The 24,214-nt window shown below is 59.1% G+C and carries 21 protein-coding genes; 18 read left to right on the top strand and 3 right to left on the bottom strand.

Annotated features, from left to right (window positions below; genetic code table 11):
• Positions 1–11: 11 nt before the first annotated feature.
• Positions 12–2,060 carry a hydantoinase/oxoprolinase family protein gene (locus tag VIJ98_RS12245; protein ID WP_323274207.1) on the top strand — a complete coding sequence of 683 codons (2,049 nt, stop codon included), beginning with the start codon at positions 12–14 and terminating at the stop codon, positions 2,058–2,060.
• A 1-nt stretch (position 2,061) separates the two neighbouring features.
• Positions 2,062–4,008, top strand: a complete 1,947-nt coding sequence (locus VIJ98_RS12240; protein WP_323274205.1) for a hydantoinase B/oxoprolinase family protein — start codon at positions 2,062–2,064, stop codon at positions 4,006–4,008.
• Positions 4,009–4,116: 108 nt separating this feature from the next.
• Here the strand turns inward: VIJ98_RS12240 and VIJ98_RS12235 are convergent, their stop codons facing one another.
• Both VIJ98_RS12235 and VIJ98_RS12230 read right to left on the bottom strand, forming a co-directional pair.
• A complete protein-coding gene (locus tag VIJ98_RS12235) occupies positions 4,117–4,722 on the bottom strand; it encodes a hypothetical protein (protein WP_323274202.1) in 606 nt (201 codons plus the stop codon).
• A gap of 25 nt (positions 4,723–4,747) precedes the next feature.
• Entirely contained in the window at positions 4,748–6,913 is a 2,166-nt protein-coding gene (locus VIJ98_RS12230) for an EAL domain-containing protein (protein WP_154157363.1), read from the bottom strand.
• A 309-nt stretch (positions 6,914–7,222) separates the two neighbouring features.
• Between VIJ98_RS12230 and phnF the strand changes: the two genes are divergently transcribed.
• The 13 genes from phnF (at position 7,223) to phnE (VIJ98_RS12165) (ending at position 17,940) form a co-directional block, all read left to right on the top strand.
• Positions 7,223–7,939 (top strand): phosphonate metabolism transcriptional regulator PhnF, encoded by a 717-nt coding sequence (gene phnF / locus VIJ98_RS12225; RefSeq protein WP_008105516.1) that lies wholly within the window; start codon positions 7,223–7,225, stop codon positions 7,937–7,939.
• Positions 7,936–8,382 (top strand): phosphonate C-P lyase system protein PhnG, encoded by a 447-nt coding sequence (phnG, locus tag VIJ98_RS12220; RefSeq protein ID WP_008105514.1) that lies wholly within the window; start codon positions 7,936–7,938, stop codon positions 8,380–8,382. The genes phnF and phnG overlap by 4 nt, the downstream gene beginning before the upstream one ends.
• On the top strand, positions 8,382–8,957 hold the full coding sequence (gene phnH, locus VIJ98_RS12215) for a phosphonate C-P lyase system protein PhnH (RefSeq protein WP_008105512.1): 576 nt from the start codon (positions 8,382–8,384) through the stop codon (positions 8,955–8,957). The genes phnG and phnH overlap by 1 nt, the downstream gene beginning before the upstream one ends.
• Complete coding sequence (locus tag VIJ98_RS12210; protein WP_258143531.1) at positions 8,957–10,033, top strand: carbon-phosphorus lyase complex subunit PhnI; 1,077 nt, start codon at positions 8,957–8,959, stop codon at positions 10,031–10,033. Before phnH ends, VIJ98_RS12210 begins: the two co-directional genes overlap by 1 nt.
• Entirely contained in the window at positions 10,026–10,874 is an 849-nt protein-coding gene (locus tag VIJ98_RS12205) for an alpha-D-ribose 1-methylphosphonate 5-phosphate C-P-lyase PhnJ (RefSeq protein WP_154157365.1), read from the top strand. Before VIJ98_RS12210 ends, VIJ98_RS12205 begins: the two co-directional genes overlap by 8 nt.
• On the top strand, positions 10,864–11,625 hold the full coding sequence (gene phnK / locus VIJ98_RS12200) for a phosphonate C-P lyase system protein PhnK (protein ID WP_097096853.1): 762 nt from the start codon (positions 10,864–10,866) through the stop codon (positions 11,623–11,625). Before VIJ98_RS12205 ends, phnK begins: the two co-directional genes overlap by 11 nt.
• 170 nt (positions 11,626–11,795) lie before the next feature.
• On the top strand, positions 11,796–12,500 hold the full coding sequence (phnL, locus tag VIJ98_RS12195) for a phosphonate C-P lyase system protein PhnL (RefSeq protein ID WP_008105503.1): 705 nt from the start codon (positions 11,796–11,798) through the stop codon (positions 12,498–12,500).
• Positions 12,497–13,633 (top strand): alpha-D-ribose 1-methylphosphonate 5-triphosphate diphosphatase, encoded by a 1,137-nt coding sequence (gene phnM, locus VIJ98_RS12190; RefSeq protein ID WP_008105502.1) that lies wholly within the window; start codon positions 12,497–12,499, stop codon positions 13,631–13,633. The genes phnL and phnM overlap by 4 nt, the downstream gene beginning before the upstream one ends.
• Entirely contained in the window at positions 13,633–14,163 is a 531-nt protein-coding gene (phnN, locus tag VIJ98_RS12185) for a ribose 1,5-bisphosphokinase (RefSeq protein ID WP_323274199.1), read from the top strand. Before phnM ends, phnN begins: the two co-directional genes overlap by 1 nt.
• A gap of 164 nt (positions 14,164–14,327) precedes the next feature.
• Positions 14,328–15,158 (top strand): phosphonate ABC transporter ATP-binding protein, encoded by an 831-nt coding sequence (gene phnC / locus VIJ98_RS12180; RefSeq protein ID WP_061717640.1) that lies wholly within the window; start codon positions 14,328–14,330, stop codon positions 15,156–15,158.
• A gap of 26 nt (positions 15,159–15,184) precedes the next feature.
• On the top strand, positions 15,185–16,111 hold the full coding sequence (gene phnD, locus VIJ98_RS12175) for a phosphonate ABC transporter substrate-binding protein (RefSeq protein WP_008105497.1): 927 nt from the start codon (positions 15,185–15,187) through the stop codon (positions 16,109–16,111).
• A gap of 84 nt (positions 16,112–16,195) precedes the next feature.
• A complete protein-coding gene (phnE, locus tag VIJ98_RS12170) occupies positions 16,196–17,059 on the top strand; it encodes a phosphonate ABC transporter, permease protein PhnE (protein WP_061717638.1) in 864 nt (287 codons plus the stop codon).
• Positions 17,056–17,940, top strand: coding sequence for a phosphonate ABC transporter, permease protein PhnE (gene phnE / locus VIJ98_RS12165; RefSeq protein WP_312664022.1), 885 nt, complete (start codon positions 17,056–17,058; stop codon positions 17,938–17,940). Before phnE (VIJ98_RS12170) ends, phnE (VIJ98_RS12165) begins: the two co-directional genes overlap by 4 nt.
• Here the strand turns inward: phnE (VIJ98_RS12165) and VIJ98_RS12160 are convergent.
• Complete coding sequence (locus tag VIJ98_RS12160; RefSeq protein WP_323274197.1) at positions 17,894–20,482, bottom strand: ATP-binding protein; 2,589 nt, start codon at positions 20,480–20,482, stop codon at positions 17,894–17,896. The genes phnE (VIJ98_RS12165) and VIJ98_RS12160 overlap by 47 nt on opposite strands.
• A gap of 144 nt (positions 20,483–20,626) precedes the next feature.
• Between VIJ98_RS12160 and VIJ98_RS12155 the strand changes: the two genes are divergently transcribed.
• The 3 genes from VIJ98_RS12155 (at position 20,627) to VIJ98_RS12145 (ending at position 24,160) form a co-directional block, all read left to right on the top strand.
• Positions 20,627–22,132: a sugar ABC transporter ATP-binding protein gene (locus tag VIJ98_RS12155; RefSeq protein WP_154190002.1), complete on the top strand. Its 1,506-nt coding sequence runs from the start codon at positions 20,627–20,629 to the stop codon at positions 22,130–22,132.
• Positions 22,133–22,142: 10 nt separating this feature from the next.
• Positions 22,143–23,126, top strand: a complete 984-nt coding sequence (locus VIJ98_RS12150) for an ABC transporter permease subunit (RefSeq protein WP_008105488.1) — start codon at positions 22,143–22,145, stop codon at positions 23,124–23,126.
• Between the two features lie 95 nt (positions 23,127–23,221).
• The gene (locus VIJ98_RS12145) at positions 23,222–24,160 is read left to right on the top strand and encodes an ABC transporter substrate-binding protein (RefSeq protein ID WP_008105486.1); all 939 of its coding nucleotides are present in this window, start codon (positions 23,222–23,224) and stop codon (positions 24,158–24,160) included.
• Positions 24,161–24,214 lie beyond the last annotated feature (54 nt).

Here is a 24,214-nt window from a genome sequence, read left to right as displayed (position 1 = left end):
GGAGTTTTCACATGGGTTACCGCGTTGGCGTCGATATTGGCGGGTCGTTTACCGATTTCGCCGTGCTGGATGAACACACCAATCAGATTCACACGTTGAAAGTGCTGTCGCGACCGGATCAGCCAGGCAGCGAAATCCTCACCGGGTTAACCCAACTGCAGCAGCGCGATGGTATCGATCCGCAACAGATTGACTACTTCACGCACGGCACCACCGTTGGTATCAATGCGGTAATCCAACGGCGCGGCGTAAAGCTGGCGCTGTTCGCCACCGAAGGTTTTTGCGATGTGCTGGAGCTGGCCCGCCTGAAGATCCCGCACATTCATGACTTGTTTTCGCGCCGCCCGGCACCGCTGATTTCGCGCGACCGGGTGTTTGCCATTAAAGAGCGCACCGATCGCCACGGCAACGTATTGACCGAGGTTGATAAGCAAAGCGTGTTGGATGCGATCAACGCCGCGCGCGTCGCGGGTTGTCAGGGGATTGTGGTGGCGCTGCTGCACAGCTATCGCAACCGCCACAACGAAGCGGCGGTGAAAGCCATCATTAATCAACACGCGCCCGAGTTGCTGACTTCCTGTTCCGCCGATATCTGGCCGATCATTCGTGAATACGAACGCACCATCACCGCCACCATCAACGCCTACGTGCAGCCGATGGTGATCAACTACCTCGAATCTTTTGAGCGCGCGCTAAAAACCATGGGCGTCCAACCGCCGCCGCGCATCACCAAATCCAACGGCGGCGTGATGGGCGTCGAGCAGGCAAAAAGTGAGTGCGTGCAGATGGTGCTGTCCGGTACCGCATCGGGCGTGATTGGCGCCAGCTTCCTCGCCAGCGCCTGCGGTTTCGACAAAATCCTCAGCCTCGATATTGGCGGTACCAGCGCCGATGTGGCGGTGATCGTCGATGGGAAAGTGGCGCAGGGTAACGGAGAAATCATCGGTGATTTCCCAATCTACATTCCGTCGGTGGCGGTGACGTCCGTTGGGCAGGGCGGCGGTTCGCTGGCGTGGATTGATAATCAAGGCGTGCTGCAAATGGGGCCGGACAGCGCCGGATCGCTGCCGGGTCCGGTGTGCTTCCAGCGTGGCGGCACACAGCCAACCGCCACCGATGCCTTTGCTGCCTGCGGCATGATTGGGCACGGCGATCTCGGCTACAACGCGGTGCAAGTGGATGTCGCCGCCGCACGCGCCGCGTGGCAGCCGCTGGCGGATTCGCTCGGCATCAGCATTGAAGAGACCGCCGAAACCGCCATCGAGCTGGCGATCTCCAGCATGTATGGCGACACCAGCGGCTTGCTGTCGCGTTTCGGCCTCGATCCGCGTGAATTCTGGTTCCTCGCCTTTGGTGGCGCAGGTCCGATGATGGGCTGCTTCCTGGCGCGCGAGCTGAACATGAAAGGGGTGATCGTGCCGCCGACGCCGGGCGTATTGTCAGCGCTGGGTGGTTTAGTGGCGGATATCCGCAACGACTTTATCCGCACGCTGTATAGCGATCTTGATGCTTCGCTGGCGGATCGTCTGGCGACTGAAGCCGAGGCGCTGAGCCAGCGCGCGCGTGACTGGCTCAGCAGCCAGCATGGCGCGCATATGCCGTTCACGCTGCACTACAGCGCCGACATGCGCTATCGCGGCCAGTCATTTGAAATCGAAGTGGTGCTCGAGCCGCACTGGCTGGCGCAGGCCGATGTCGCGGCGTTGCATGACGCTTTTGATCGCCAGCATCAGCAGCTGTTTGGCCACTTTGATGCCGGCGCGCCGGTGCAAATCATCAATCTGCGTTTGGTGATCGCCTCGCCCACGCCGAAACCGACGCTCAATCAGCTGGCTACCGCTGACGCGCCGGTTGAAGTGGCGAAGCAGGTTAGTGCGTGGATCGATGGCGCGGCGCATCAGGTGGATGTGGTGTTGCGCGCCACGCTGCGCGCCGGACATCAGCTGATCGGCCCGGTGATTGTCGCGCAGGATGACTGCACCACCTGCGTGCCGCCCAACATGAAAGTGGATGTGGATAGCTTTGGCAACCTGCTGATCACGCCAGTGGAGGCGAACTAACATGGCGATTGACGGACGTAACCTGCAAATTCTGGCCAACTACTGCGCGGCCGCCGCCGATGCGATGGCCTTCACCTTGATGCGTACCGCGCACTCCACTTTCGTCAAAGAGACGGAAGATTTTTCCTGCCAGATCGTCAGCCGCGACGGTCTGGCGTTCGCCTCACCGCGCAGCTTCGGCGCGCCCTGGTACAGCGGCATTGATTACGGCCCGGTGCTAGCGCTGATCGACAGCTACGAAGAAGGCGATATCTGCATCACCAACGATTCCTACGCCGGTAACGTCGCCACGCACTCGCCGGATATCCATATCTGGAAACCGGTGTTTCATGGCGGCGAGATTGTCTGCTTTGTGGCGGGCCACATTCACAACACCGACGTCGGCGGCGCAGTGCCCGCGTCTTTATCGCGCTCGCTCACCGATATCGTGCAGGAAGGGATTCGCATTCCGCCGCTGAAAATCGTGCGCAACGGCGAACTGAATGAAGAGGTGGCGCGCATCATGCGTCTCAACGTGCGCGCTCCGGAGCAAAACTGGGGCGATTTCAAAGCGCAGATTGCCTCGGTTAACGTCGGCGAACGCAAGATCCACGACATCATCGCGCGTTTTGGCGTAGGCGATTTTCTGCAAGGTATCGAAGGGATTCTCGATTACGCCGAAGCGCAGGCGCGCAGCGTTATCAACACCATTCCGGATGGCGAATATTTCTATGCTGATTTCGCCGATGAAGATGGCGAAGGCGGTTTCCCGTGCCGCGTGGCGATCACCTTGCGCGTTACTGGCGATACGCTGGAACTCGATTACACCGGTAGCGATCCGCAGCTGGCTTCGTCGCTGAATATGCCAACTGGCGGACGCGAGCGTCATCCGCTGGCGCTGGTCGGCGTGACTTATGTGCTCTCGACGCTGGATCGTAACCTGCTGCTCAACGCTGGCACCTTGCGGCCAACGCGCGCCATTCTGCCGCCGGGCACGGTGATGAACTGCGAAGCACCGGCGGCGGTCGGCATGCGCTCGCTGACTTGTGCGCTGTCGCAAATCGCTACGCTCGGCGTATTTTCGCAGGCGATTCCCGATCGCTTACCGGCCAATTCGCCGGGCGGTAACTCGATCATGAACATCCGCACCACCGACAGCGCCAACCGCAGCGTGGTGGCCTCGCTCGGCCCGGTCGGTGGCGGGGCAGGCGGCACGCCACGGCACGATGGCCCGGACGGTTCCGGCGGCTTATCGGCGTTCCTGAAAAACACGCCGATTGAGATCAACGAAGCCGAAGTGCCAATCCATTTCCATCGCTACGGTTTAGCCGCCGACAGCGCCGGAGCCGGGCGTTTTCGCGGCGGTCTAGCTACCGAAATGGCGTTTGAAGTTTTTGCGCCGAATACCACGGTGACGGCGCGCAACCGCAACCGGTCGGTGTTCGCCTCGGCGGGCGTGCTGGGCGGCGAATCCGGCGGCCTTTCGCACTTCCGCACGTTGCGTAACGGCACCGCGATTGAGCACGGTAACACTGACGTCATTCACTGCCAGCCGGGCGATATCGTCGAGGTGCGTGGACCCGGCGCGGGCGGTTACGGTTTGCCGGTGGAGCGCGATGTGCAGCAGGTCTTGCAGGATGTGCGCTGCGGATTTGTCTCTGAACAGGTGGCGCGCGACAGCTACGGCGTGACGCTGCGCGACGGTGAGATTGATGAGGTGGAAACCGCGCGGCTGCGGGCTGAGATGCCATCTTCGGCGGCGCAGCATTTTGATCATGGTGCGGCGCGTAGTGCGTTTGAAGCTGTATGGACAACGGAGCGTTATCGCGTGCTGACGGCATTTTTGGCCGCCGCACCGGTGAGCTGGCGTCACTTCCTTAAGCAGCAGGTGTTTATGGCGGTGGCCGCAGACAGTGATGTGCCGATGGATACCATTTTCGCGGATCTTAAAGCGCGTTATTCGGTGTGACGTTTCGGCAAGGTCGCCATAAATGGCGACCCTACAAAAGCTCCGTAGGGTCGCCATTTATGGCGACCTTGCTGATAACCGCACAACCTTGCTAACAACCGCACAACCTCAACCATTCACATACAACCGATCCCATTCCCACTGTTTCGGATTGTTTTCAATATATTCTCTGAACGCCAATAACTCCCTCTCATCCCGAATCACACGATCATAAAAACTGCGTTGCCACACCTTCACACCTGTTTCACGCGTTATCTCGGCTTTAAACCAATTAACAATATTTAGCAGGGTTCTCTGCGCGTTTTCATTCAGCCAAATAATGCCATGCAGGTGATTCGGCATCAGGACAAAGGCATCGAGGATGATAGATGAATCGCGCTGAGGTAAAGCCCGCCAGGTTTTGATGATGTAATCCCCAATCGAAGTAAGACAGAATTCCGCTGCGATAAATTGACCAAATAAAGGTGCGCGGCGATAGCAAACCAGCGTGATGAAATACGCGCCATTAGCGCGGTAATTATGATGTTTTAATCGTGGATATTTGCGGTTTTTCATAATGGCCTCCTTGCCGGAATGATTTTGCAGGATGTCTGGCGAGAGGGCGATGATGGGATGCAGAACCTGAGGGACGTATTCAGAATATTTTATGACGTGCGGATGGTTATCCAGGTCGCCATAAATGGCGACCTTACAAAAGCTCCGTAGGGTCGCCATTTATGGCGACCTGGTCAAATGTCACTCACATCATCTTCTCAATCTCACTAAATGGCACCGCGTGGCTAAACAAATACCCTTGCAGCTGATTGCAGCCCGCATCGGCCAGCGCGTTTTTCTGGCCTTCGGTTTCGACACCTTCGGCGGTCACCGTTAAGCCCATCGCGTGGCCCAAGCGCACCACCGATTCAACAATCGCGGTGGAGTTCTGCGCCACGCCCAGCGACTGGGTAAAGGATCGGTCGATTTTGATTTTGTCCACCGGGAAGGTGCTGAGGTAATTAAGGCTCGAGTAGCCGGTACCAAAATCATCCAGCGCGATGCGGAAACCGGCCTCGCGCAGCGCGATGATGCTGTTGCGCGCCTCGTGTTCATCCTCAATCAGCACGCCTTCGGTGATCTCCAGCTCCATGCGTCTAGGATCGGCACCTTCTTCCTGCACGATATGGATGATGCGTTCTACAAAGTTCACCGCGCGGAACTGCACCGGCGAGACGTTCACCGCCACCACAATATCCGGCAGCTTCAGCGCGGTTTTGCAGGCTTCGCGCAGCACCCATTCGCCGAGCGGTATGATCATGCCGGTCTCTTCGGCGATGGCGATGAAATCACCGGGCGAAACGTCGCCGCGCATGGCGTGATGCCAGCGCAACAGCGCTTCCAATCCCACCACATGCTGGCCGCTGATATCCATCAAAGGCTGATACCACACCGCTAATCCCTCAAATTTCACCAGCGCCTGACGCAAATCCGCCGCCATCTGTTGGCGGGTGCGCAGCGATTCATCCATCACTTTTTCGAACTGGCGATACTGGCCGCGCCCGTGATTCTTGGCGTCATAAAGCGCGATATCCGCTTTGCGCATCAGTTCCATCCGGTCAATGCCATCCTTCGGAGCCAGCGCCAGACCGACGCTCACGCCAACCCACAGCTCGCTGCCGACCAGCTGATACGGCTCGCTCAGACGGCTGATGATGCGTTTCGCCAGCGATTGCACCTGACCAATATTCTCCACATCCGGCATCACAATGATGAACTCGTCGCCGCCGATACGGCCTACGGTGTCGCTGGCGCGCACAATCTCGTTGAGGCGGCGTGCCACCTCAATAATCAGCTCATCGCCAGCGTGATGGCCGTAGGTATCATTGATGTTTTTGAAGCGATCCAGATCCAGCAGCAGCAGCGCCACGCGCTGATCGTGGCGTCCGGCCACCGCCAGCGCCTGGGTTAAGCGATCTTCCACCAGTGAACGATTCGGCAAACCGGTTAACACATCATGAAAGGCCAGATGCTGCGCCTGCGCTTCACTGGCACCGAGCTTTAAGAGCGACTGCGACAGTTTGAGTGACGAGGTCCAGATGCGCCGCACCATCACCAAACACAGCACGGTAATCAGCAGCACCGACAACAAAGTAGAAGGGCCAATGGTGCGCATCATCTGTGCGCCGGGTTTATCCGGATTCCAGCTGAGATAGCCGACCGGATCGCCCTGTTGTGAATTCAGCAGAAAGCGCGCTTTGGTTTCTCCTGCCGGTTCGCTGTCGCTGAAGTGCAGCTGGCGCAGCTGGCTGCGATCGGCAAGGTTGCGCAGATAGCCATCATCGAGAAACTTAATGCTCACCAGACGATAGCGCCCGGCCTGTTTGGTGCTGCTGATATCGCCCACCGCCAGCGCGGCAGCGCGTTGGCCGATACGCACGAAATCGGCGTGATCGGTCGGGCCCGCCGCCACATCGCTGTTTTGTACCAGCGGGCTATTCAGCATGTCCTGCAGATAAGGGCCGATGCGCTTGTCCGGCACCGGCTGGCCGTTGCGCCACACGTTAATCAACTGATTGTCGCGATCCAGCAGCACCACCAACTGATGATCAAACATGTCATACAGCCAACCTCCGACATTTTGCGTCAGCCAGCTTTGGTCGGGATGCGGCGACGCCAGCTGATCGGCCAGCGGCGACCAGCGCGTCAGGCTACGCAGCTGGCGCAGATGTTCCGTCAGGCTCTGGGTAAAGGAAGCCTCGATCATGCGCTGTTGCTGATCGCGCGCTTCGTTATTGGTTAATGATGTCCCCCAGAACAGACCCACGCCCGCGCCGACAAAGGTAAGCAGCAAAATTGCCATCAGTGGCAAAATTACTTCACGAACAAAGTTGCGGCGAAAACCATCCGATAGTTTTATTGCGTTAATCATTTTAAGGTGGGCCTGACAAGAAGGATTCATCTTTTAACTTAGCAGAACATCCGCAGGCTGTATCCTGTAAGGATGTTGAAATCACGATGTAAATAAGCGGTAAATTTTTGAACACTGTCACAAACAGAACAGTTAAAAATAATTTATTAAAACCACTGCCGTTTCGCTGCGATTCTGCTGCCCTAAAGCAAATTCATCCGCCCGTCATTGAGCCGTCACGGCGCTGTCATCTGACATGCGCAATGTAATCGCCATCCCGCAGCAAGCCCGCTGCGTTCCTCAACCAATGCGAATGAGGTATTGAGCGTGATGGAGATATCCAGACATCCGACCACTGTGTATCAGGCCGTTGCCGCCCAACTGGAGCAGGCGCTGCAGGAGCGCTATCGCTGCGGCGACTATCTGCCTTCCGAGCAGCAACTGGCCGATCACTACGAAGTGAATCGTCACACTTTGCGCCGCGCGGTTGACGAGTTGGTCAATAAAGGCCTGCTGCAACGGCGTCACGGCGTAGGCATTTTGGTGCTGATGCGTCCTTACGATTATCCGCTGCATGCGCAAGCACGCTTCAGCCAGAACCTGATGGAGCAGGGCAGTCATCCCACCAGCGAGCGTCTGCTGGCGGTGCTGCGTCCGGCGAGCAGCGATGTGGCGAGCGCGCTAGGCGTGAACGAAGGCGACAACGTCATTCACTTGCGCACGCTGCGCCGCGTCAATGGCGTGGCGGTGTGCGTCATCAACCACTTCCTGGCGGAACTCAGCTGGTGGCCGGCGCTGCAACAGTTTCATAGCGGTTCGCTGCACGACTTTATGCAGCAGCAGCTCGGTCTGAGCCTGACGCGCAGCCAAACCCGTATCAGCACCCGTCGCGCACAAGCCAAAGAGTGCAAACAGCTGGAGATTGCGCTGCAGTCGCCGCTGCTGTGTGTGCGCACCCTGAATAAACACAGCGACGGTCAGGTAGCGGAATACTCCGTCAGCCTGACGCGCGGCGACATGATTGAACTGACTCTGGAGCACGAATGACACAGCAAACAGCCCGCCAGCATTGGCTCTCGGTGCTGGCGCACAGCGATGCCAACCAGCTTGAGGCGCACTGGCAGCCGTTACGCCTCAACGCCGATTTTGAACGCATCCGTCCGGCAGAAACTGGCTTAACCCGTTTGCAGGCGCGCATGGGCGGCAGCGGCAAACGCTTCGTGATGGGCGATGCCACGGTAACGCGCGCGGTGGTGAAACTGCACGACGGCACGCTCGGCTTTAGCTACGTGCTGGGGCGCGACAAAGCGCACGCCGAACGCTGCGCGCTGATTGATGCGCTGCTGCAACAGCCGGAAACCCAGGCGCTGTTACAGGAAAAATTGATTGCCCCGCTGGCGGCATTGCGTGAAGAGCAGCGTCAGCTGCGCGCACGTGAAATCGCCAGCTCCAAAGTGGATTTCTTTACGCTGGTTCGCGGAGATAACTGATGACTTTACTGGCAAGTTTTAACCATCCGGTGGCTGATGCCCAACGTGCCTTTCGCCGCATTCTCAAAGCGATGAGCGAGCCGGGCGTGATGGTGTCGCTGCCGCTGCAACAGGGCTGGGGCGATCTTTCGCCGGCGGCTACAGCGGTGCTGCTGACGCTGGTCGATCAGGAGAGCGCATTGTGGCTGGATAATCGCATTGATAATGAAGTGGTGCGCAGCAACCTGCGTTTCCACACCGGCGTGCCGATTGTCGATGAGCGCGATGCCCCCTTTGCGCTGACGCACGCGGCGGCCAATCCCGATCCGGCGCTGTTCGCCTCTGGCGACAACATGTCCCCGGAAAAAAGCACCACGCTGATTGTGGAAGTACCGTCACTGAGCGGCGGTTTAACGTTGCGTCTTTCTGGTCCCGGCTTGCGTGAATCGCGTGCCATTGCGCCGCAGCTGCCGGAAGCGATTCTGCACTATCTGCGCGAGCGTCCGCATCCGTTCCCACAGGGCGTGGATCTGATTTTCACCTGTGGTGAAGCGATGATGGCGCTGCCACGCACCACCGACGTGGAGGTGTGCTGATGTATGTTGCGGTAAAAGGGGGCGAAAAGGCGATTGCCAGCGCCCATGAGCTGCAGGCCGATCTGCGCCGTGGCGATCGCGAAGTCGCTGAACTGGGCTGCGATCAGGTCGCGCAACAGTTGGGTTTAGCGGTCGATCGCGTGATGACCGAAGGCGGCATCTACGATCCACAGCTGGCGGCCTTAGCGATTAAACAGGCAAGCGGCGATTTGGTGGAAGCGATCTTCCTGCTGCGCGCCTATCGCACCACGCTGCCGCGCCTCGCCGACAGCCTGGCGCTGGCAACCGCAGAGATGCGCCTCGAGCGCCGTATCTCCGCCGTCTACAAGGATCTGCCGGGCGGCCAGGTTCTCGGCCCAACTTACGATTACAGCCATCGTCTGCTCGACTTTACGCTGCTGGCAAACGGCGAAACGCCTGCCGCTCCGCGCGACGATCAGGCGCTGCCTGAGCGCTGTCCGCACGTGTTCAGCATGATGACCGCAGAAGGATTAGCGGCACGTGAAGAGGATGACGGCAGCGAGCCGTGCGACATCACCCGCGAACCGCCGGGTTATCCGGCCACGCGTGCCGCACGGCTGCAACAGCTGGTGCGCGGCGACGAAGGTTTCTTGCTGGCGCTGGGCTACTCGACACAGCGCGGCTACGGCCGCAACCATCCATTCGCTGGCGAAATTCGTACCGGCTATCTCAGCGTCTCGATCTGCCCGGAAGAGCTGGGTTTTGAGATTGAGATTGGCGAAATCCTGCTGACCGAATGCGAGATGGTGAACGGCTTCACCACCGAAACCGATAGCGCGCCGCACTTTACGCGCGGTTACGGCCTGGTGTTTGGTCGCTCCGAACGCAAAGCGATGGCGATGGCGCTGGTGGATCGCGCGCTGCAGGCGCCGGAGTACCACGAACGCATTGCCGGTCCGGCGCAGGACGAAGAGTTTGTGCTGTCGCATGCCGACAACGTCGAAGCGGCGGGCTTTGTCTCGCATCTGAAACTGCCGCACTACGTCGATTTCCAGGCGGAGCTTGAGTTGCTGAAACGGCTGCGCCAACAGCATCAGGAGCAGAACCATGAGTGAGTTAACCGGCTACAACAACGGTTATCTGGATGAGCAGACCAAACGCACCATCCGCCGCGCGATTTTGAAAGCGGTGGCGATTCCCGGTTATCAGGTGCCGTTTGCCGGACGCGAAATGCCGATGCCTTACGGCTGGGGCACCGGCGGCATTCAGATCACCGCCAGCATCATTGGCGATGCCGATGTGCTGAAAGTGATCGATCAGGGTGCGGATGACACCACCAATGCAGTATCGATTCGTCGCTTCTTCCAGCGCGTCAGCGGCGCGGCTACAACGGAACGCACCATTGACGCCACGCTGATCCAGACGCGCCACCGCATTCCGGAAACCCCGCTTGAGGAAGATCAGATCCTGATTTTCCAGGTGCCGATCCCTGAGCCGCTGCGCTTTATCGAGCCGCGCGAGACCGAAACGCGCACCATGCACGCGCTGGAGGAGTACGGCATCATGCAGGTGAAACTGTATGAAGATATCGCCCGCTACGGCCACATTGCCACTACGTATGCTTATCCGGTGAAGGTCAACGATCGCTATGTGATGGATCCGTCGCCAATCCCCAAATTCGACAACCCAAAGATGCACATGATGCCGGCGCTGCAGCTGTTTGGTGCCGGGCGTGAGAAACGCATCTATGCGCTGCCGCCGTACACCAAAGTGGAAAGCCTCGACTTCGACGATCACCCGTTCAGCGTGCAGCAGTGGGAAGAACCCTGCGCGCTGTGCGGTTCGCGCCACAGCTACCTCGACGAGGTGGTGATGGATGACGCCGGTACGCGCATGTTTGTCTGCTCCGATACCGATTTTTGCCACCAGCAGCAGGAACAACAGCATGCACAGTGAACAGCCGCTGCTTGCGGTCAACAATCTCACCCACCTTTATGCGCCCGGCAAAGGCTTTGAAGAGGTGAGTTTTGAGCTCTATCCCGGCGAAGTGTTAGGCATCGTTGGAGAATCTGGATCCGGTAAAACCACCTTGCTGCGCAGCCTGTCGGCACGCCTGGCGCCGCAGCAGGGCAACATTCTCTATCGCGCGCAGGATCTCTATCAGCTGAGCGAGAGCGATCGCCGCCGCTTGTTGCGCACTGAATGGGGCGTGGTGCATCAGCATCCGCTTGACGGTTTGCGTCCGCAGGTGACGGCGGGCGGCAATATCGGCGAGCGGTTGATGGCGGTAGGTAATCGTCATTACGGCGATATCCGTAAAGAGGCGATGCGCTGGCTGCAGGATGTGGAGATCCCCGCTAATCGCATCGACGATCTGCCCACCACTTTTTCCGGCGGCATGCAGCAGCGTTTACAGATTGCGCGCAACCTCGTGACGCAGCCAACGCTGGTGTTTATGGATGAACCGACCGGCGGGTTGGATGTGTCGGTGCAGGCGCGCCTGCTGGATCTGCTGCGCACGCTGGTACGCGAGCTGAATCTGGCGGTGGTGATTGTGACGCACGATCTCGGCGTGGCGCGTTTGCTGGCGCATCGCCTGCTGGTGATGAAGCAGGGCCGCGTGGTGGAGAGCGGATTGACCGATCGGGTGCTGGACGATCCGCATCATCCGTATACGCAGCTGCTGGTTTCATCGGTGCTGAGTTGAGATGAACAAGGTCGCCATAAATGGCGACCCTACGACGAGCCCAATTTCGCCGGTCGCCATAAATGGCGACCCTACGACGTGCCCAATGCAACCGTATTGCCCGTAGGGGCGCCATTTATGGCGACCTTCTCGAAGACCAGCACAACTATCAAAACCATCAGGACATCACTATGCAACCTTTACTGCGCGTAGAGCATCTGAGCAAAACCTTTGTGCTGCACAACCAAAGCAGCGCCGCGCTGCCGGTATTGCAGGACGCCAATCTTGAAGTCAGCGGCGGCGAATGCGTGGTGCTGCATGGCCGCTCCGGCAGCGGAAAATCCACGCTGCTGCGTGCGCTGTACGGCAACTATCAGGCCAACAGCGGCCACATCTGGCTACAACATCAGGGCGAATGGATCGACATGGCTAACGCGCCCGCGCGCCAGATTCTGGCGATTCGCTGTCACACCGTCGGCTGGGTCAGCCAGTTTTTGCGCGTCATCCCACGCGTGCCGACGCTGGAGATTGTCATGCAGCCGCTGCTGGAGCGCGGCACCGAGCGTGCCTTCTGCGAGAAGCGCGCCAAAGAGCTGCTGACGCGCCTTAACGTGCCGGAACGTTTGTGGTCGCTGGCACCGTCCACTTTCTCGGGCGGCGAGCAGCAGCGCGTCAACATCGCGCGCGGCTTTATCGCCGACTATCCGGTGCTGCTGCTGGATGAGCCGACCGCCTCGCTCGACAGCGCCAACAGCGCCGCAGTGGTGGAATTGATTGAACAGGCGCGCGCCCGTGGTGCCGCCATTGTCGGAATTTTCCATGACGAAGCGGTGCGCGAACGCGTAGCCGATCGCCTGCACGTCATGCAGCCAATGAAAGCAGGAGCAGAAGCATGATCATTAATAACGTCCGGCTGGTGCTGGAGCAGGCCGTGGTGGCGGGTTCACTGGAGATTCGCGACGGACGCATCGCCAGCTTTAGCGACAGCGTCAGCCAGTTGCCGGGCGCGCTGGATGGCGAAAACGCCTTCCTGCTGCCGGGTTTGGTGGAGCTGCACACCGATAATCTCGACAAGTTCTTCACGCCACGCCCCAAAGTGGATTGGCCGGCGCACTCGGCGATGAGCAGCCACGATGCGTTAATGGTTGCCAGCGGCATCACCACGGTGCTGGACGCGATTGGCGTTGGTGACGTGCGCGATGGCGGGCATCGCATTGAAAACCTCAACAAGATGATTGAGGCGATTCAGGACAGCAATCGCAAAGGCATTAACCGCGCCGATCACCATTTGCATCTGCGCTGTGAGCTGCCGCATCACACCACGCTGCCACTGTTTGAGAAGTTGATGAACACGCCAGAACTGTCGCTGGTTTCACTGATGGATCACTCGCCGGGTCAGCGTCAGTACGCCTCGCTGGAGATGTATCGCACCTATTATCAGGGTAAATATCAGCTCAACGACGAGCAGATGGATCAGTTTGAGCGTGAGCAACTGGCGCTGGCCGCCGAGTTCTCCACGCCGAATCGCAACGCCATCTCCAGTTTGTGCCGTTCGCGCGGTATTCCGATCGCCAGCCACGACGACGCCACGGCGGCGCACGTGGCTGAATCCCATGACGTCGGTAGCGCCATCGCCGAATTCCCTACCACGCTGGAGGCAGCACGCGCGTCGCGTGAATGCGGCATGCAGGTGCTGATGGGCGCGCCCAACATCGTGCGCGGCGGTTCGCACTCCGGCAACGTGGCGGCGGCGGATCTCGCCAGCCACGGCCTGCTGGATATTCTCTCCTCCGACTACTATCCGGCCAGCTTGCTGGATGCGGTGTTCCGCCTGGTTGCTGATGAACGCAACACGCTGACGCTGCCGCAGGCGGCTGCGCTGGTGACCAGTAATCCGGCGCGGGCGATTGGTCTGCACGATCGCGGCCGCATCGCCGAAGGACTGCGTGCCGATTTAGTGCTGGCGCATACCGAACATGGTCATTCGCACATTCGTCACGTCTGGTCGCAAGGCAAGCTGGTGTTCTGATGGCGCGCCTGATCTGGCTTACCGGGCCTTCGGGCTCGGGAAAAGACAGCCTGCTGAACGCGCTGCGCGAGGCGCCGCCGGAGAATCTGCTGATCGCCCATCGCTACATCACGCGCGCCGCCGATGCGGGCGGCGAGAACCATGTGGCGCTGAGTGAAGCCGAGTTCCGACGGCGCGAGGCGCTGGGCTTGTTCGCCGTGAGCTGGCAGGCGCACGGCATGCATTACGGGCTGGGCGAGGAGATCGATCTGTGGCTGGCACGCGGACTAAATGTGCTGGTCAACGGTTCGCGCCTGCATCTGCCGATTGTGCAGCAGCATTACGGCACGCAGCTGCTGCCGCTGGTGTTGCAGGTTTCACCTGCGGTGCTGGAAGCGCGTTTGCGGCAGCGCGGGCGCGAGTCGCAAGCGGAAATCGAAAAACGGCTGGCGCGCGCCACCGAACCGCTGCCTGCGCATTGTCATGCGTTGAATAACGATGGCGCGTTGAGCGACACCCTCGAGCATCTGCGCCAGCTGATTACCCCGTAGGGTCGCCATTCATGGCGACCTGGTGCGTTGCATGCATTAACGGACGGTCGCCATGAATGGCGACCCTACGGTGTCACCGTTTAATCATTTTACTGTCATCAAGCTTTCATCCGCTTTGCCCGTAATAGCGGGCAATCAACACCTCAGAAGAGATGGAGTGCAACATGGCTCAGGCATTACTGAAAACCGTCGTCGACAATCCTTACCCGCACGTTACCGGGCAGGGCAACAAGGTGTTGTCGGTGCAGGGATTGTGCAAAACCTACGGCGCCAACCAGGTGCTGGATAACGTCAGCTTCGATCTGCATGCGGGCGAGTTGGTAGCGGTGATTGGCCGCTCAGGCGCAGGCAAATCGACACTGTTACACATGCTGAACGGCACCATCAGCGCTTCGCAGGGCGCGATCCTCAGCAATCGCCACGGCGAAGTGGATCGCGATGTGGTGACGCTGAATAGCCGCCAGATGCGCGAATGGCGCACCGAATGCGGCATGATTTTCCAGGACTTTTGTCTGGTGCCACGTCTTGATGTGCTGACCAACGTGCTGCTCGGTCGTTTAAGTCAGACCTCGACGCTGAAATCGTTCTTCAAAGTCTTCTCCGAAACCGACCGCGCTCGCGCCATTGAACTGCTGCAGTGGATGAACATGCTGCCGCAGGCGCTACAGCGTGCAGAAAACCTCTCTGGCGGCCAGATGCAGCGCGTGGCGATTTGCCGGGCATTGATGCAAAACCCGCGCATTTTGCTGGCGGATGAACCGGTGGCGTCACTCGATCCGAAAAACACCAAACGCATCATGGATGTGCTGCGTCAGGTGAGCGAGCAGGGCATCAGCGTGATGGTGAACCTGCACTCCATCGAACTGGTTAAAAGCTACTGTACCCGCGTGATCGGCATTCAGCGCGGCAAAATCCTGTTCGATGGACATCCTTCCCAGTTGACCGACGGCCTGATGCATGAGCTGTACGGCGACGAAATTAACCAGCTCCACTAACTCCCACAGCAAGAGAAAACCTAAGAATGAAACTGACTTCTTTAGCTTTACTGACTATTGCGATGGCATTTGGCGCAAACGCAGCGGATGCACCAAAAGAGTTGAACCTCGGGATTCTTGGCGGCCAGAACGCCACGCAGCAGATTGGTGACAACCAGTGTGTGAAAGATTTCTTCGACAAAGAGTTGCAGGTGGATACCAAACTGCGCAACTCATCTGACTATTCAGGCGTGATTCAGGGCTTGCTGGGCAACAAAATCGACCTGGTACTGAGCATGTCACCGGCTTCATTTGCCTCGGTTTACCTGCAAAACCCGAAAGCGGTGGACGTGGTGGGCATCGTAGTGGACGACAAAGACGGTTCACAGGGTTATCACTCGGTGGTGATTGTTAAAGCCGACAGCCCATACAAAAAGCTGGAAGACCTGAAAGGCAAATCATTCGGCATGGCCGATCCCGATTCAACCTCTGGCTTCCTGATGCCGAACCAGGCGTTCAAGAAAGAGTTCGGCGGCACGGTTGACGATAAGTACAACAACACCTTCTCCAGCGTCACCTTCTCTGGCGGCCACGAGCAGGACATCCTCGGTGTGCTGAACGGTCAGTTCGAAGGCGCGGTAACCTGGACGTCACTGATTGGCGACCGTGAAACCGGTTATACCTCGGGTGCTTTTGGTCGTTTGATTCGCATGGATCATCCTGACCTGATGAAACAGATTCGCATCATCTGGCAGTCGCCGCTGATCCCGAACGGCCCGATTCTGGTGAGCAACAACCTGCCCGCTGACTTCAAAGCGAAGGTGGTGGCCACCATCAAGAAACTGGATAAAGAAGATCACGGCTGCTTTGTTAAAGCGGTTGGCGGTACCCAACACATCGGCCCGGCTACCGTGGCGGATTATCAGAACATCATCGATATGAAGCGTGATTTGATGAAGGGTACGCGCGGTTAAGCCTTCAAAACGGTGCGCATTAATGCGCACCCTACATTGTAGGGTCGTCATTCATGGCGACCTGGTTACACAGGAATCCCCCCCTTGACCGATTTCGAACACTACTACCAACGCATCCGCCGCCAGCAAAAGCGCGACTCGCTGCTGTGGTCGCTGCTGTTGCTGGCGCTCTATCTGGCCGCGGGCAAGATGGCGGAATTTAACCTGCTTACCGTCTGGCAGTCGCTGCCACACTTTTTTGACTACATCGGCGAAACTCTGCCGGTGCTGCATCTTTCACTGCTGTTCGCCGACGGCAAAACCGAAGGCTCGCTGGCCTATTGGGGCTATCGCTTACACTTCCAGCTGCCGCTGATCTGGGAAACCTTGCAGCTGGCGCTGTCGTCCACCATCGTGGCGGTGGCCGTGGCGGGTGTGCTGGCGTTTTTCGCCGCCGATAACACCCAAACGCCGCGCAGCCTGCGGGTGGCGATCCGCGCCTTTGTCGCCTTCCTGCGTACCATGCCGGAACTGGCGTGGGCGGTGATGTTCGTGATGGCGTTCGGCATTGGCGCTATTCCCGGCTTTCTCGCGCTGGCGCTGCATACCGTCGGCAGCTTGACCAAACTGTTCTACGAAGCGATTGAGAGCGCCTCGGATAAACCGGTGCGCGGACTTGCGGCGTGCGGTGCCAGCAAACTGCAGCGCATGCGCTTTGCCTTCTGGCCGCAGGTCAAACCGACGTTTCTCTCCTACAGCTTTATGCGTCTGGAAATCAACTTCCGCTCCTCAACTATCCTTGGTTTGGTCGGCGCGGGCGGTATCGGGCAAGAGCTGATGACCAATATCAAACTCGATCGTTACGATCAGGTCAGCATCACGCTGTTGCTGATTATTGTGGTGGTGTCGCTGCTGGATACGCTGTCCGGCTGGCTGCGTCGCCGCGTAGTGGAAGGAGACGCAGCATGATCGCCTTAGCGCCGGATGTCGCCAAACTCAAGCAGGAGCATGCCGCCCTGTTTGCTGCGCAGAACCGCTATCTGCGCCGCGTTGCGCTGGTGGCACTTGCCATCGCGCTCTATTACCTGTTCTTCTTCGAGTTCTTTGGCATTGAGTGGAGCCGTTTTCTCATTGGCTGCCAGCAGCTCAGCCGCTATTTCCTGCGCATGTTTGTCTGGCAGGATTTCCTCAACTGGCCGTTTGGTTACTACTTCACTCAGGTCGGGATTACGCTGGCGATTGTGTTCTCCGGTACACTAACCGCATCACTAATTGCCTTGCCGGTCTCGTTCCTGGCGGCGCGCAACGTAATGCACGATCCGATCACACGACCGATTTCGCTGGTGGTACGCCGCGTGCTGGATGTGCTGCGCGGCATCGACATGGCGATTTGGGGGCTGATCTTCGTGCGCGCCGTCGGCATGGGACCGCTGGCCGGCGTGCTGGCGATTGTGATGCAGGATGTCGGCTTGCTCGGCAAACTCTATGCCGAAGGGCACGAAGCGGTGGAGCGTTCGCCGAGTCGTGGTCTCAGCGCGGTTGGCGCGAATAGCCTGCAGAAACATCGCTACGGCATTTTCACCCAGTCGTTCCCGACCTTCCTCGCGCTCAGCCTGTATCAGATTGAGTCCAACACCCGCTCCGCAGCGGTGCTGGGCTTCGTCGGCGCGGGCGGCGTTGGTCTGGTGTATGCCGAGAACATGCGTTTATGGAACTGGGATGTGGTGATGTTCCTGACCCTGATTCTGGTGGCGGTGGTGATGATCATGGATATGGTCTCCAGCAAGCTGCGTAAACGTTACATCACGGGGAAAGGGGTGCCGTTGTGGCAGCCTGCCGCGCGCGACTAAGCCGTTCACTGCGCTGCCAGGCGCGCTCCAGCGCCTGCACCAGCTGCGCCTGATGCCAGGGTTTCGCCAGCCGCTCACACAGCGGCAGCGTGACCTGCGTCTGGCGCAGATCCTGACCGCTGATCAACACCGTTGCCAGATGCGGCCACTGCGCCTGCGCCTGACGAATCACATCCGCGCCGTTAATGCCACCCGGCAGCATCAAATCACTGATTAGCAACTCGATATCCGGCGTCTGGCGCAGCAGGGTCAGCGCGCTTTCGCCATCGCCACACTCCAGCGTCAGATAACCCAGCTGATGCAGATGTTCGCACAGCGTTTGTCGCACCGTCGGTTCATCATCCAGCACCAACACCAGCCGATCGTTGCTGGCCTGCGGCACCAGCGGCGGCGGCACGCTAAGCGGTTGTGCCGCTTCAGGCGCGCGCGGCAATAACAGCCGCACGGTGGTGCCTTGTCCCGGCGCGGTTTCCAGCTCGATCTGCCCGCCGGATTGGCGCACAAAGCCATACACCATCGATAAGCCCAAACCGCTGCCGCTACCAATCGCTTTGGTGGTGAAGAACGGCTCGAACACCTGTTCGCGCACCTCGGCCGACATGCCGCAGCCGTGATCGATCACTTCAATGGTGACGCGATCGCGCTTGCCGTCGGCTTCCTGTTTGCGCTGATTCCAGATTCGCAGGCGGATTTCGCCGCTCTGTTGGGCCATCGCATCGCGCGCGTTGACCACCAGATTGATCAGCGCATTCTCAAGCTGTCCGGCATCGATCCATGCTGGCCAGCCGGGACGCTGCGCATCGATCACCAACTGCTGGCCGGGCAAAAGTGCGTGTTGCAGCAGCGAATGCAAATTATCCACCAGCTCAACCACCGACACCGCGCGCGGATAGAGCGCCTGCTTGCGCGAGAACGCCAGCAAACGCTGCGTCAGCTGCGCCGCGCGGTCGGCGGCCTGACGCGCACGATCGATACGGCTGGCGAGCGTGCCGGGCGGCAGCTGATCGACGGTTAACGCCAGGCTGCCAATGATCACCGCCAGCAGATTATTGAAGTCGTGCGCCAGTCCGCCGGTTAGCTGTCCAACCGCTTTCATCTTCTGGCTGTGCAGCAGCGCTTCTTCCAGCGCCTTGCGTGTGGTGCGCTCCAGCACGGTATTTACCATGCCGCGCCGTGGCACCGGGCTGAAACGCAGCTCCAGCGTCCGTCCATCCGCCAGCCGCACTTCCTGCGCATCGGCTAAGCCGTTGAGCTCAACATCAACGCGTTTCAGAAGCTGCTGATAGTGCAAACCGCGATGCAGTTCGCGCGGCGCAATGCCGAGCAGCTCGGCATATTGCGCATTCCACACCACCAGCTGGCCGCTGTTATCAAACAGCGCAAAGCCATCGCGCATGGCGAGAAAGGTCGATTCCAGCTGGTTGCTTTTCTCTTTCAGCAAGCGCGAGGTGTGCGCCAGCGACGCGGTATTGCGCGCAAACACGTTGAAGGCGCGCGCCAGATCGCCCAACTCATCGCGCCGCGCCAGACCGGGCACGTTGACGCTCTTTTCACCTTGCGCCAGCCGCGTCATGGCGTGAGCGATAGCGGTGAGACTCGAACCAAGATTGCGATAGATGTAGTAACCGGCGTAACCGGTGATCAGCAGCGCCAGCAGCATAAACAGGCCGATAAAACCGATGATCGAATCCAGCTCTTCATGGGTTACCGCGCTGCGTGCGTCGCTCTGCTGCGCTACCAGCTGCACGTAATGGGTGATGTCGTCGTTGAGCATCGCCACCAGCGCTTTGATGCGATAGGTGGCGTAGGCGATGGCGATATCACTCTGCTCCAGCTGCTGCGCCACCGGCTGCAAATCATTGCTGGTGGCGATCAGCCGCTGCACCTGGGTGTTCAGCACGCCGTTGAGCCTTAACGCTTGCCACTGACGCAGCACCGATTGCAGCTGCTGCACTGCGGCCTGCGGCGCGCTGGACTGAATCGCCACGCTGAATAAGCTGTGGGTTTGCTGGCGCAGTGCGGCAGAAGGGGAATCGGTGCGCGTTAGCAGGTCAATGCGATTGAGTAACAGCTGCGATTGCCACAAGCCGCTGAGCATCACGTTGCGCTGCAGATGGCGCTGATGCCCGGCGCGCAGCAATTGGTTGATGGTCTGTTCCAGCATCTGGCTGCGCTCGCGGATGCGCGTTAGCAGCTGCGGCTGTTGCGACGCCAGCGGCGCATTCGCCAGTAAGCTCAGCGACCGCTGCAGCTCCTGCTGCGTTTGCTGCAGGCGCGCCGATTCGCTCTGATACTCCAGCGCGCCGACCACCTGCGATAAGCGCACCGCGGCGATCGCCACATTGGCGGTATCGCGCGCCAGCGCCAGGCTGCCGTTCATATCGGCCAGCGTTTGTGCCTGCGCCTGTTCCTGAATGTGACCTGCGTGGCGAAATCCAAAAATCGCTACCAGGCTCACCGCCAGCGTCACCGACATCACCAGCAGATTAAACAGCAGCAGGCGACTGCGCGCGCCCGCGTGCCAGTGCAGACTGTGACTCATGGCTGTCACTCCTTACCGCTCAACTGCTGGCGAGTATAGAAGCGCGATCGGGGCGAAATATGACAAATATGAATGGCCGCTGACATTTTCCATTTATCTAAGGAGGCTTTACTCGCTGCAACCTTTGCCAGCAGGAGCCTCGTTATGGCGACAGCACCGATATTAGAAATGCGCGCGATCACCCGACGCTTCGGCAGTTTCTATGCGTTAAAAGGGGTGGATCTCACGGTCTGGCCCGGTGAAGTGCATGCGCTGATGGGCGAAAACGGCGCGGGCAAAAGTACATTGATGAAAATTCTGGCCGGTGCCTATACCGCCAGCAGCGGGGAAATCCTTATCGACGGCCAGCCGTACACCATTAAAGGCCCAAAAGAGGCGTTGGCGGCGGGCATCACCCTGATTTATCAGGAGATCAATCTGGCACCCAATCTGACGGTGGCAGAGAACATCTTTCTCGGCAGTGAAATCACCCGCGCGGGCCTGGTGAAGCGTCGCCAGATGGCGGAAGAGGCGCAGCGAGTGATTGATCGTTTGGGCGCGCAGTTCAGCGCCACCGATCTGGTTAGTCGCCTGAGCATTGCCGAGCAGCAGCAGGTGGAAATCGCCCGCGCGCTGCACCGCAACAGCCGCATTCTGGTAATGGATGAGCCGACTGCCGCACTCTCGAACCGTGAAACCGAGCAGCTGTTTGCGCTGATAAAACGCCTGCGCAGCGAAGGGATGGCGATCATCTACATCAGCCATCGCATGGCGGAAGTGTATGAGCTGTCGGATCGCGTTAGCGTGCTGCGCGACGGGCAGTACGTCGGCAGCCTGACGCGCGAGCAGCTCAATGCCAGCGAACTGGTACGCATGATGGTCGGGCGGCCACTCAGCGATCTGTTCAACAAAGACCGCAACATTCCGCTCGGCGACATTCGTCTCGCCGTCAATCACCTGTGCGACAAACACAAAGTGCATCCCAGCAGCCTGTCGGTGCGTGCTGGTGAGATCGTCGGGCTGGCGGGGTTGGTCGGTGCCGGGCGCAGCGAACTGGCGCAGCTGATTTTTGGCGTGCATCAACCGAGCGGCGGCGAGATCTGGATCGACGGGGAAAAAGTGCAGATTCACTCGCCGCGCGATGCGATTGCGCGCGGCATCGGGTTTCTCACCGAGAACCGCAAAGAGCAGGGCTTGTTCCTCGAACTGGCGGCGCAGGACAACATTGTGATGGCGACGCTGGAGCGCGATGCCAGCTACGGCCTGCTCAATCGACGCAAAGGGCAGAAGATCGCCAGCGAGGCGATTGATGCGCTCAACATCCGCGTGCCGCATGCGCAGGTGCGCGCGGGCGGTTTGTCCGGCGGCAATCAGCAGAAGCTGCTGATTTCACGCTGGGTGGCGATTGCACCGCGCATCCTGATTCTTGATGAGCCAACGCGCGGCGTTGATGTCGGTGCCAAGAGCGAAATCTACCGCATGATGCAGCAGATGGCGCAGCAGGGCGTGGCGATTTTAATGATCTCCAGCGAGTTACCGGAAGTGGTCGGCATGAGCGACCGCGTCTATGTAATGCGTGAAGGCGCCATCGCCGGTGAGTTGAGTGGGGCAGAGATTAGCCAGGAAAACATTATGACACTGGCCACCGGCGCGCAGCCGGTTCAGGCCTGAGGAGAGCGCAATGACCAGTGAATCCGCACGCGTAAAAAGTCCAACGCTAAAGCGCGCGTTAATGAGTGACCTGCTGCAAACCGTCGGCATCCTGCCGATTCTAATCCTGATTGTGGCGGTATTTGGCTTTGTCACGCCGAACTTCTTCACCGAGGGCAATCTGCTCAACATTACGCGTCAGGCCTCGATCAACATCGTGCTGGCGGCGGGCATGACCTTTGTCATTCTCACTGGCGGCATCGATTTGTCGGTGGGATCGATGCTCGGTACCACAGCGGTGGTGGCGATGGTGGTGTCGCTCGATCCGGCATTTGCGTCACTGACGATTCCGGCGGCGTTAGGTGCCGGTCTGATTATGGGTTTGTTCAACGGCATTCTGGTGGCGTGGGCAGGGCTGCCGCCCTTTATTGTCACGCTCGGCACCTATACCGCGATGCGCGGCGCGGCTTATCTGCTGGCGAACGGCACCACGGTGATCAACTCCGACATCAACTTTGAGTGGATAGGCAACGGCTATCTCGGGCCGGTGCCGTGGCTGATCATTATCGCCTTTGCGGTGATTGCGCTGTGCTGGTTCATTCTGCGTCGCACCACGCTGGGTGTACATATTTATGCGGTCGGCGGCAACGTGCAGGCGGCGCGCCTGACCGGCATCAAAGTTAGCGTGGTACTGCTGTTTGTCTACGCCATGAGCGGTTTGCTATCTGGGCTGGCCGGATTGATGAGCGCCTCGCGGCTCTACAGCGCCAACGGTAACCTCGGCGTTGGCTATGAGCTGGACGCGATAGCGGCGGTGATCCTTGGCGGCACCAGCTTTGTCGGCGGTATCGGCACCATTACCGGCACGCTGATTGGTGCACTGATTATCGCCACGCTGAATAACGGCATGACGCTGATGGGCGTCTCCTATTTCTGGCAGTTAGTGATTAAGGGCGCGGTGATCATCATCGCGGTGTTGATCGATAAGTACCGGACGCGGCATCACGTGGGTTGAGTTGTTACCAGGTCGGCATGAATGCCGACCCTACAAGTAAGCAGGGGCGTCAGTTATGGCGACCATAAAAACCAAAAAGCAGGAGAACATCGACTATGCGTTTTAATCCGATTCTAACCGGACTGCTGGCGGCTACGCTTCTGAGCGCGCCATTGGTGCAGGCCAAAGAGCTGAAATCCATTGGTGTGACCGTCGGCGATCTCGCCAACCCGTTCTTCGTGCAGATCACTAAAGGTGCGGAGCTGAAGGCGCGCGAGCTGGCGGGTGACAAGGTCAACGTAACGCTGGTCTCCAGCGGCTACGATCTCGGTCAGCAGGTAGGACAGATTGATAACTTCATCGCCGCTAAAGTAGACATGATCATCCTTAACGCCGCCGATTCCAAAGGCATCGCGCCCGCGGTAAAACGTGCGCGTGATGCCGGGATTGTAGTGGTGGCGGTCGACGTGGCGGCAGACGGCGCTAACGCCACTATCACCTCCGATAACACTGCCGCCGGTGCCATGGCGTGCAAATACATCTCCGATCGCCTGAAAGCCAAAGGCAACGTGGTGATCATCAACGGACCGCCGGTTTCTGCGGTACAGAACCGTGTGGAAGGCTGCATGAACGAGCTGAAAACCCATCCGGACATCAAGCTGCTCTCCTATAACCAGAACGCCAAAGGCAGCCGCGAAGGTGGCCTCGAAGTGATGACCGGCCTGCTGTCGGCTAATCCGAAGATTGATGCCGTGTTCGCGATTAACGATCCAACCGCGATTGGTGCCGATCTGGCGGCAAAACAGGCGCAGCGCAATGAATTCTTTATTGTCGGCGTCGATGGATCGCCAGACGGTGAAGAGGCGCTGAAGCGCAAAGGCTCGCTGTTCGTGGCAACGCCAGCGCAAGACCCGCAGGTGATGGCGGCGAAAGCGGTGGAGATTGGCTACGACATCCTGCAGGGCAAACCCGCGCCAGATAAACCGGTGCTGATTCCGGTGACGATGATCGATCGTAACAGCGTTAGCAGTTACAAGGGCTGGACGGTGAAGTAAGCCCACACAGATGTAGGGTCGCCATTCATGGCGACCTGAACCCCATAACGTGAG

This window comes from Pantoea sp. S18 (assembly GCF_045689705.1).
GTDB classification, from domain to species: Bacteria; Pseudomonadota; Gammaproteobacteria; order Enterobacterales; family Enterobacteriaceae; genus Pantoea; species Pantoea symbiotica.
Note: the sequence above shows the minus strand (reverse complement) of the source record. Positions and strands in the feature narration are given on the sequence as shown.

Bases quoted from the DNA above. Each gene is read 5' to 3' on its own strand.
- VIJ98_RS12160 (WP_323274197.1), bottom strand. From the start codon at position 20,482: ATGAGTCACAGTCTGCACTGGCACGCGGGCGCGCGCAGTCGCCTGCTG.
- VIJ98_RS12155 (WP_154190002.1), top strand. From the start codon at position 20,627: ATGGCGACAGCACCGATATTAGAAATGCGCGCGATCACCCGACGCTTC.
- VIJ98_RS12150 (WP_008105488.1), top strand. From the start codon at position 22,143: ATGACCAGTGAATCCGCACGCGTAAAAAGTCCAACGCTAAAGCGCGCG.
- phnF (WP_008105516.1), top strand. From the start codon at position 7,223: ATGGAGATATCCAGACATCCGACCACTGTGTATCAGGCCGTTGCCGCC.
- VIJ98_RS12230 (WP_154157363.1), bottom strand. From the start codon at position 6,913: ATGATTAACGCAATAAAACTATCGGATGGTTTTCGCCGCAACTTTGTT.
- VIJ98_RS12145 (WP_008105486.1), top strand. From the start codon at position 23,222: ATGCGTTTTAATCCGATTCTAACCGGACTGCTGGCGGCTACGCTTCTG.
- phnG (WP_008105514.1), top strand. From the start codon at position 7,936: ATGACACAGCAAACAGCCCGCCAGCATTGGCTCTCGGTGCTGGCGCAC.
- VIJ98_RS12240 (WP_323274205.1), top strand. From the start codon at position 2,062: ATGGCGATTGACGGACGTAACCTGCAAATTCTGGCCAACTACTGCGCG.
- phnK (WP_097096853.1), top strand. From the start codon at position 10,864: ATGCACAGTGAACAGCCGCTGCTTGCGGTCAACAATCTCACCCACCTT.
- VIJ98_RS12235 (WP_323274202.1), bottom strand. From the start codon at position 4,722: ATGGCGACCCTACGGAGCTTTTGTAAGGTCGCCATTTATGGCGACCTG.
- VIJ98_RS12210 (WP_258143531.1), top strand. From the start codon at position 8,957: ATGTATGTTGCGGTAAAAGGGGGCGAAAAGGCGATTGCCAGCGCCCAT.
- phnC (WP_061717640.1), top strand. From the start codon at position 14,328: ATGGCTCAGGCATTACTGAAAACCGTCGTCGACAATCCTTACCCGCAC.
- VIJ98_RS12205 (WP_154157365.1), top strand. From the start codon at position 10,026: ATGAGTGAGTTAACCGGCTACAACAACGGTTATCTGGATGAGCAGACC.
- phnE (WP_312664022.1), top strand. From the start codon at position 17,056: ATGATCGCCTTAGCGCCGGATGTCGCCAAACTCAAGCAGGAGCATGCC.
- phnD (WP_008105497.1), top strand. From the start codon at position 15,185: ATGAAACTGACTTCTTTAGCTTTACTGACTATTGCGATGGCATTTGGC.
- phnN (WP_323274199.1), top strand. From the start codon at position 13,633: ATGGCGCGCCTGATCTGGCTTACCGGGCCTTCGGGCTCGGGAAAAGAC.
- phnH (WP_008105512.1), top strand. From the start codon at position 8,382: ATGACTTTACTGGCAAGTTTTAACCATCCGGTGGCTGATGCCCAACGT.
- VIJ98_RS12245 (WP_323274207.1), top strand. From the start codon at position 12: ATGGGTTACCGCGTTGGCGTCGATATTGGCGGGTCGTTTACCGATTTC.
- phnL (WP_008105503.1), top strand. From the start codon at position 11,796: ATGCAACCTTTACTGCGCGTAGAGCATCTGAGCAAAACCTTTGTGCTG.
- phnM (WP_008105502.1), top strand. From the start codon at position 12,497: ATGATCATTAATAACGTCCGGCTGGTGCTGGAGCAGGCCGTGGTGGCG.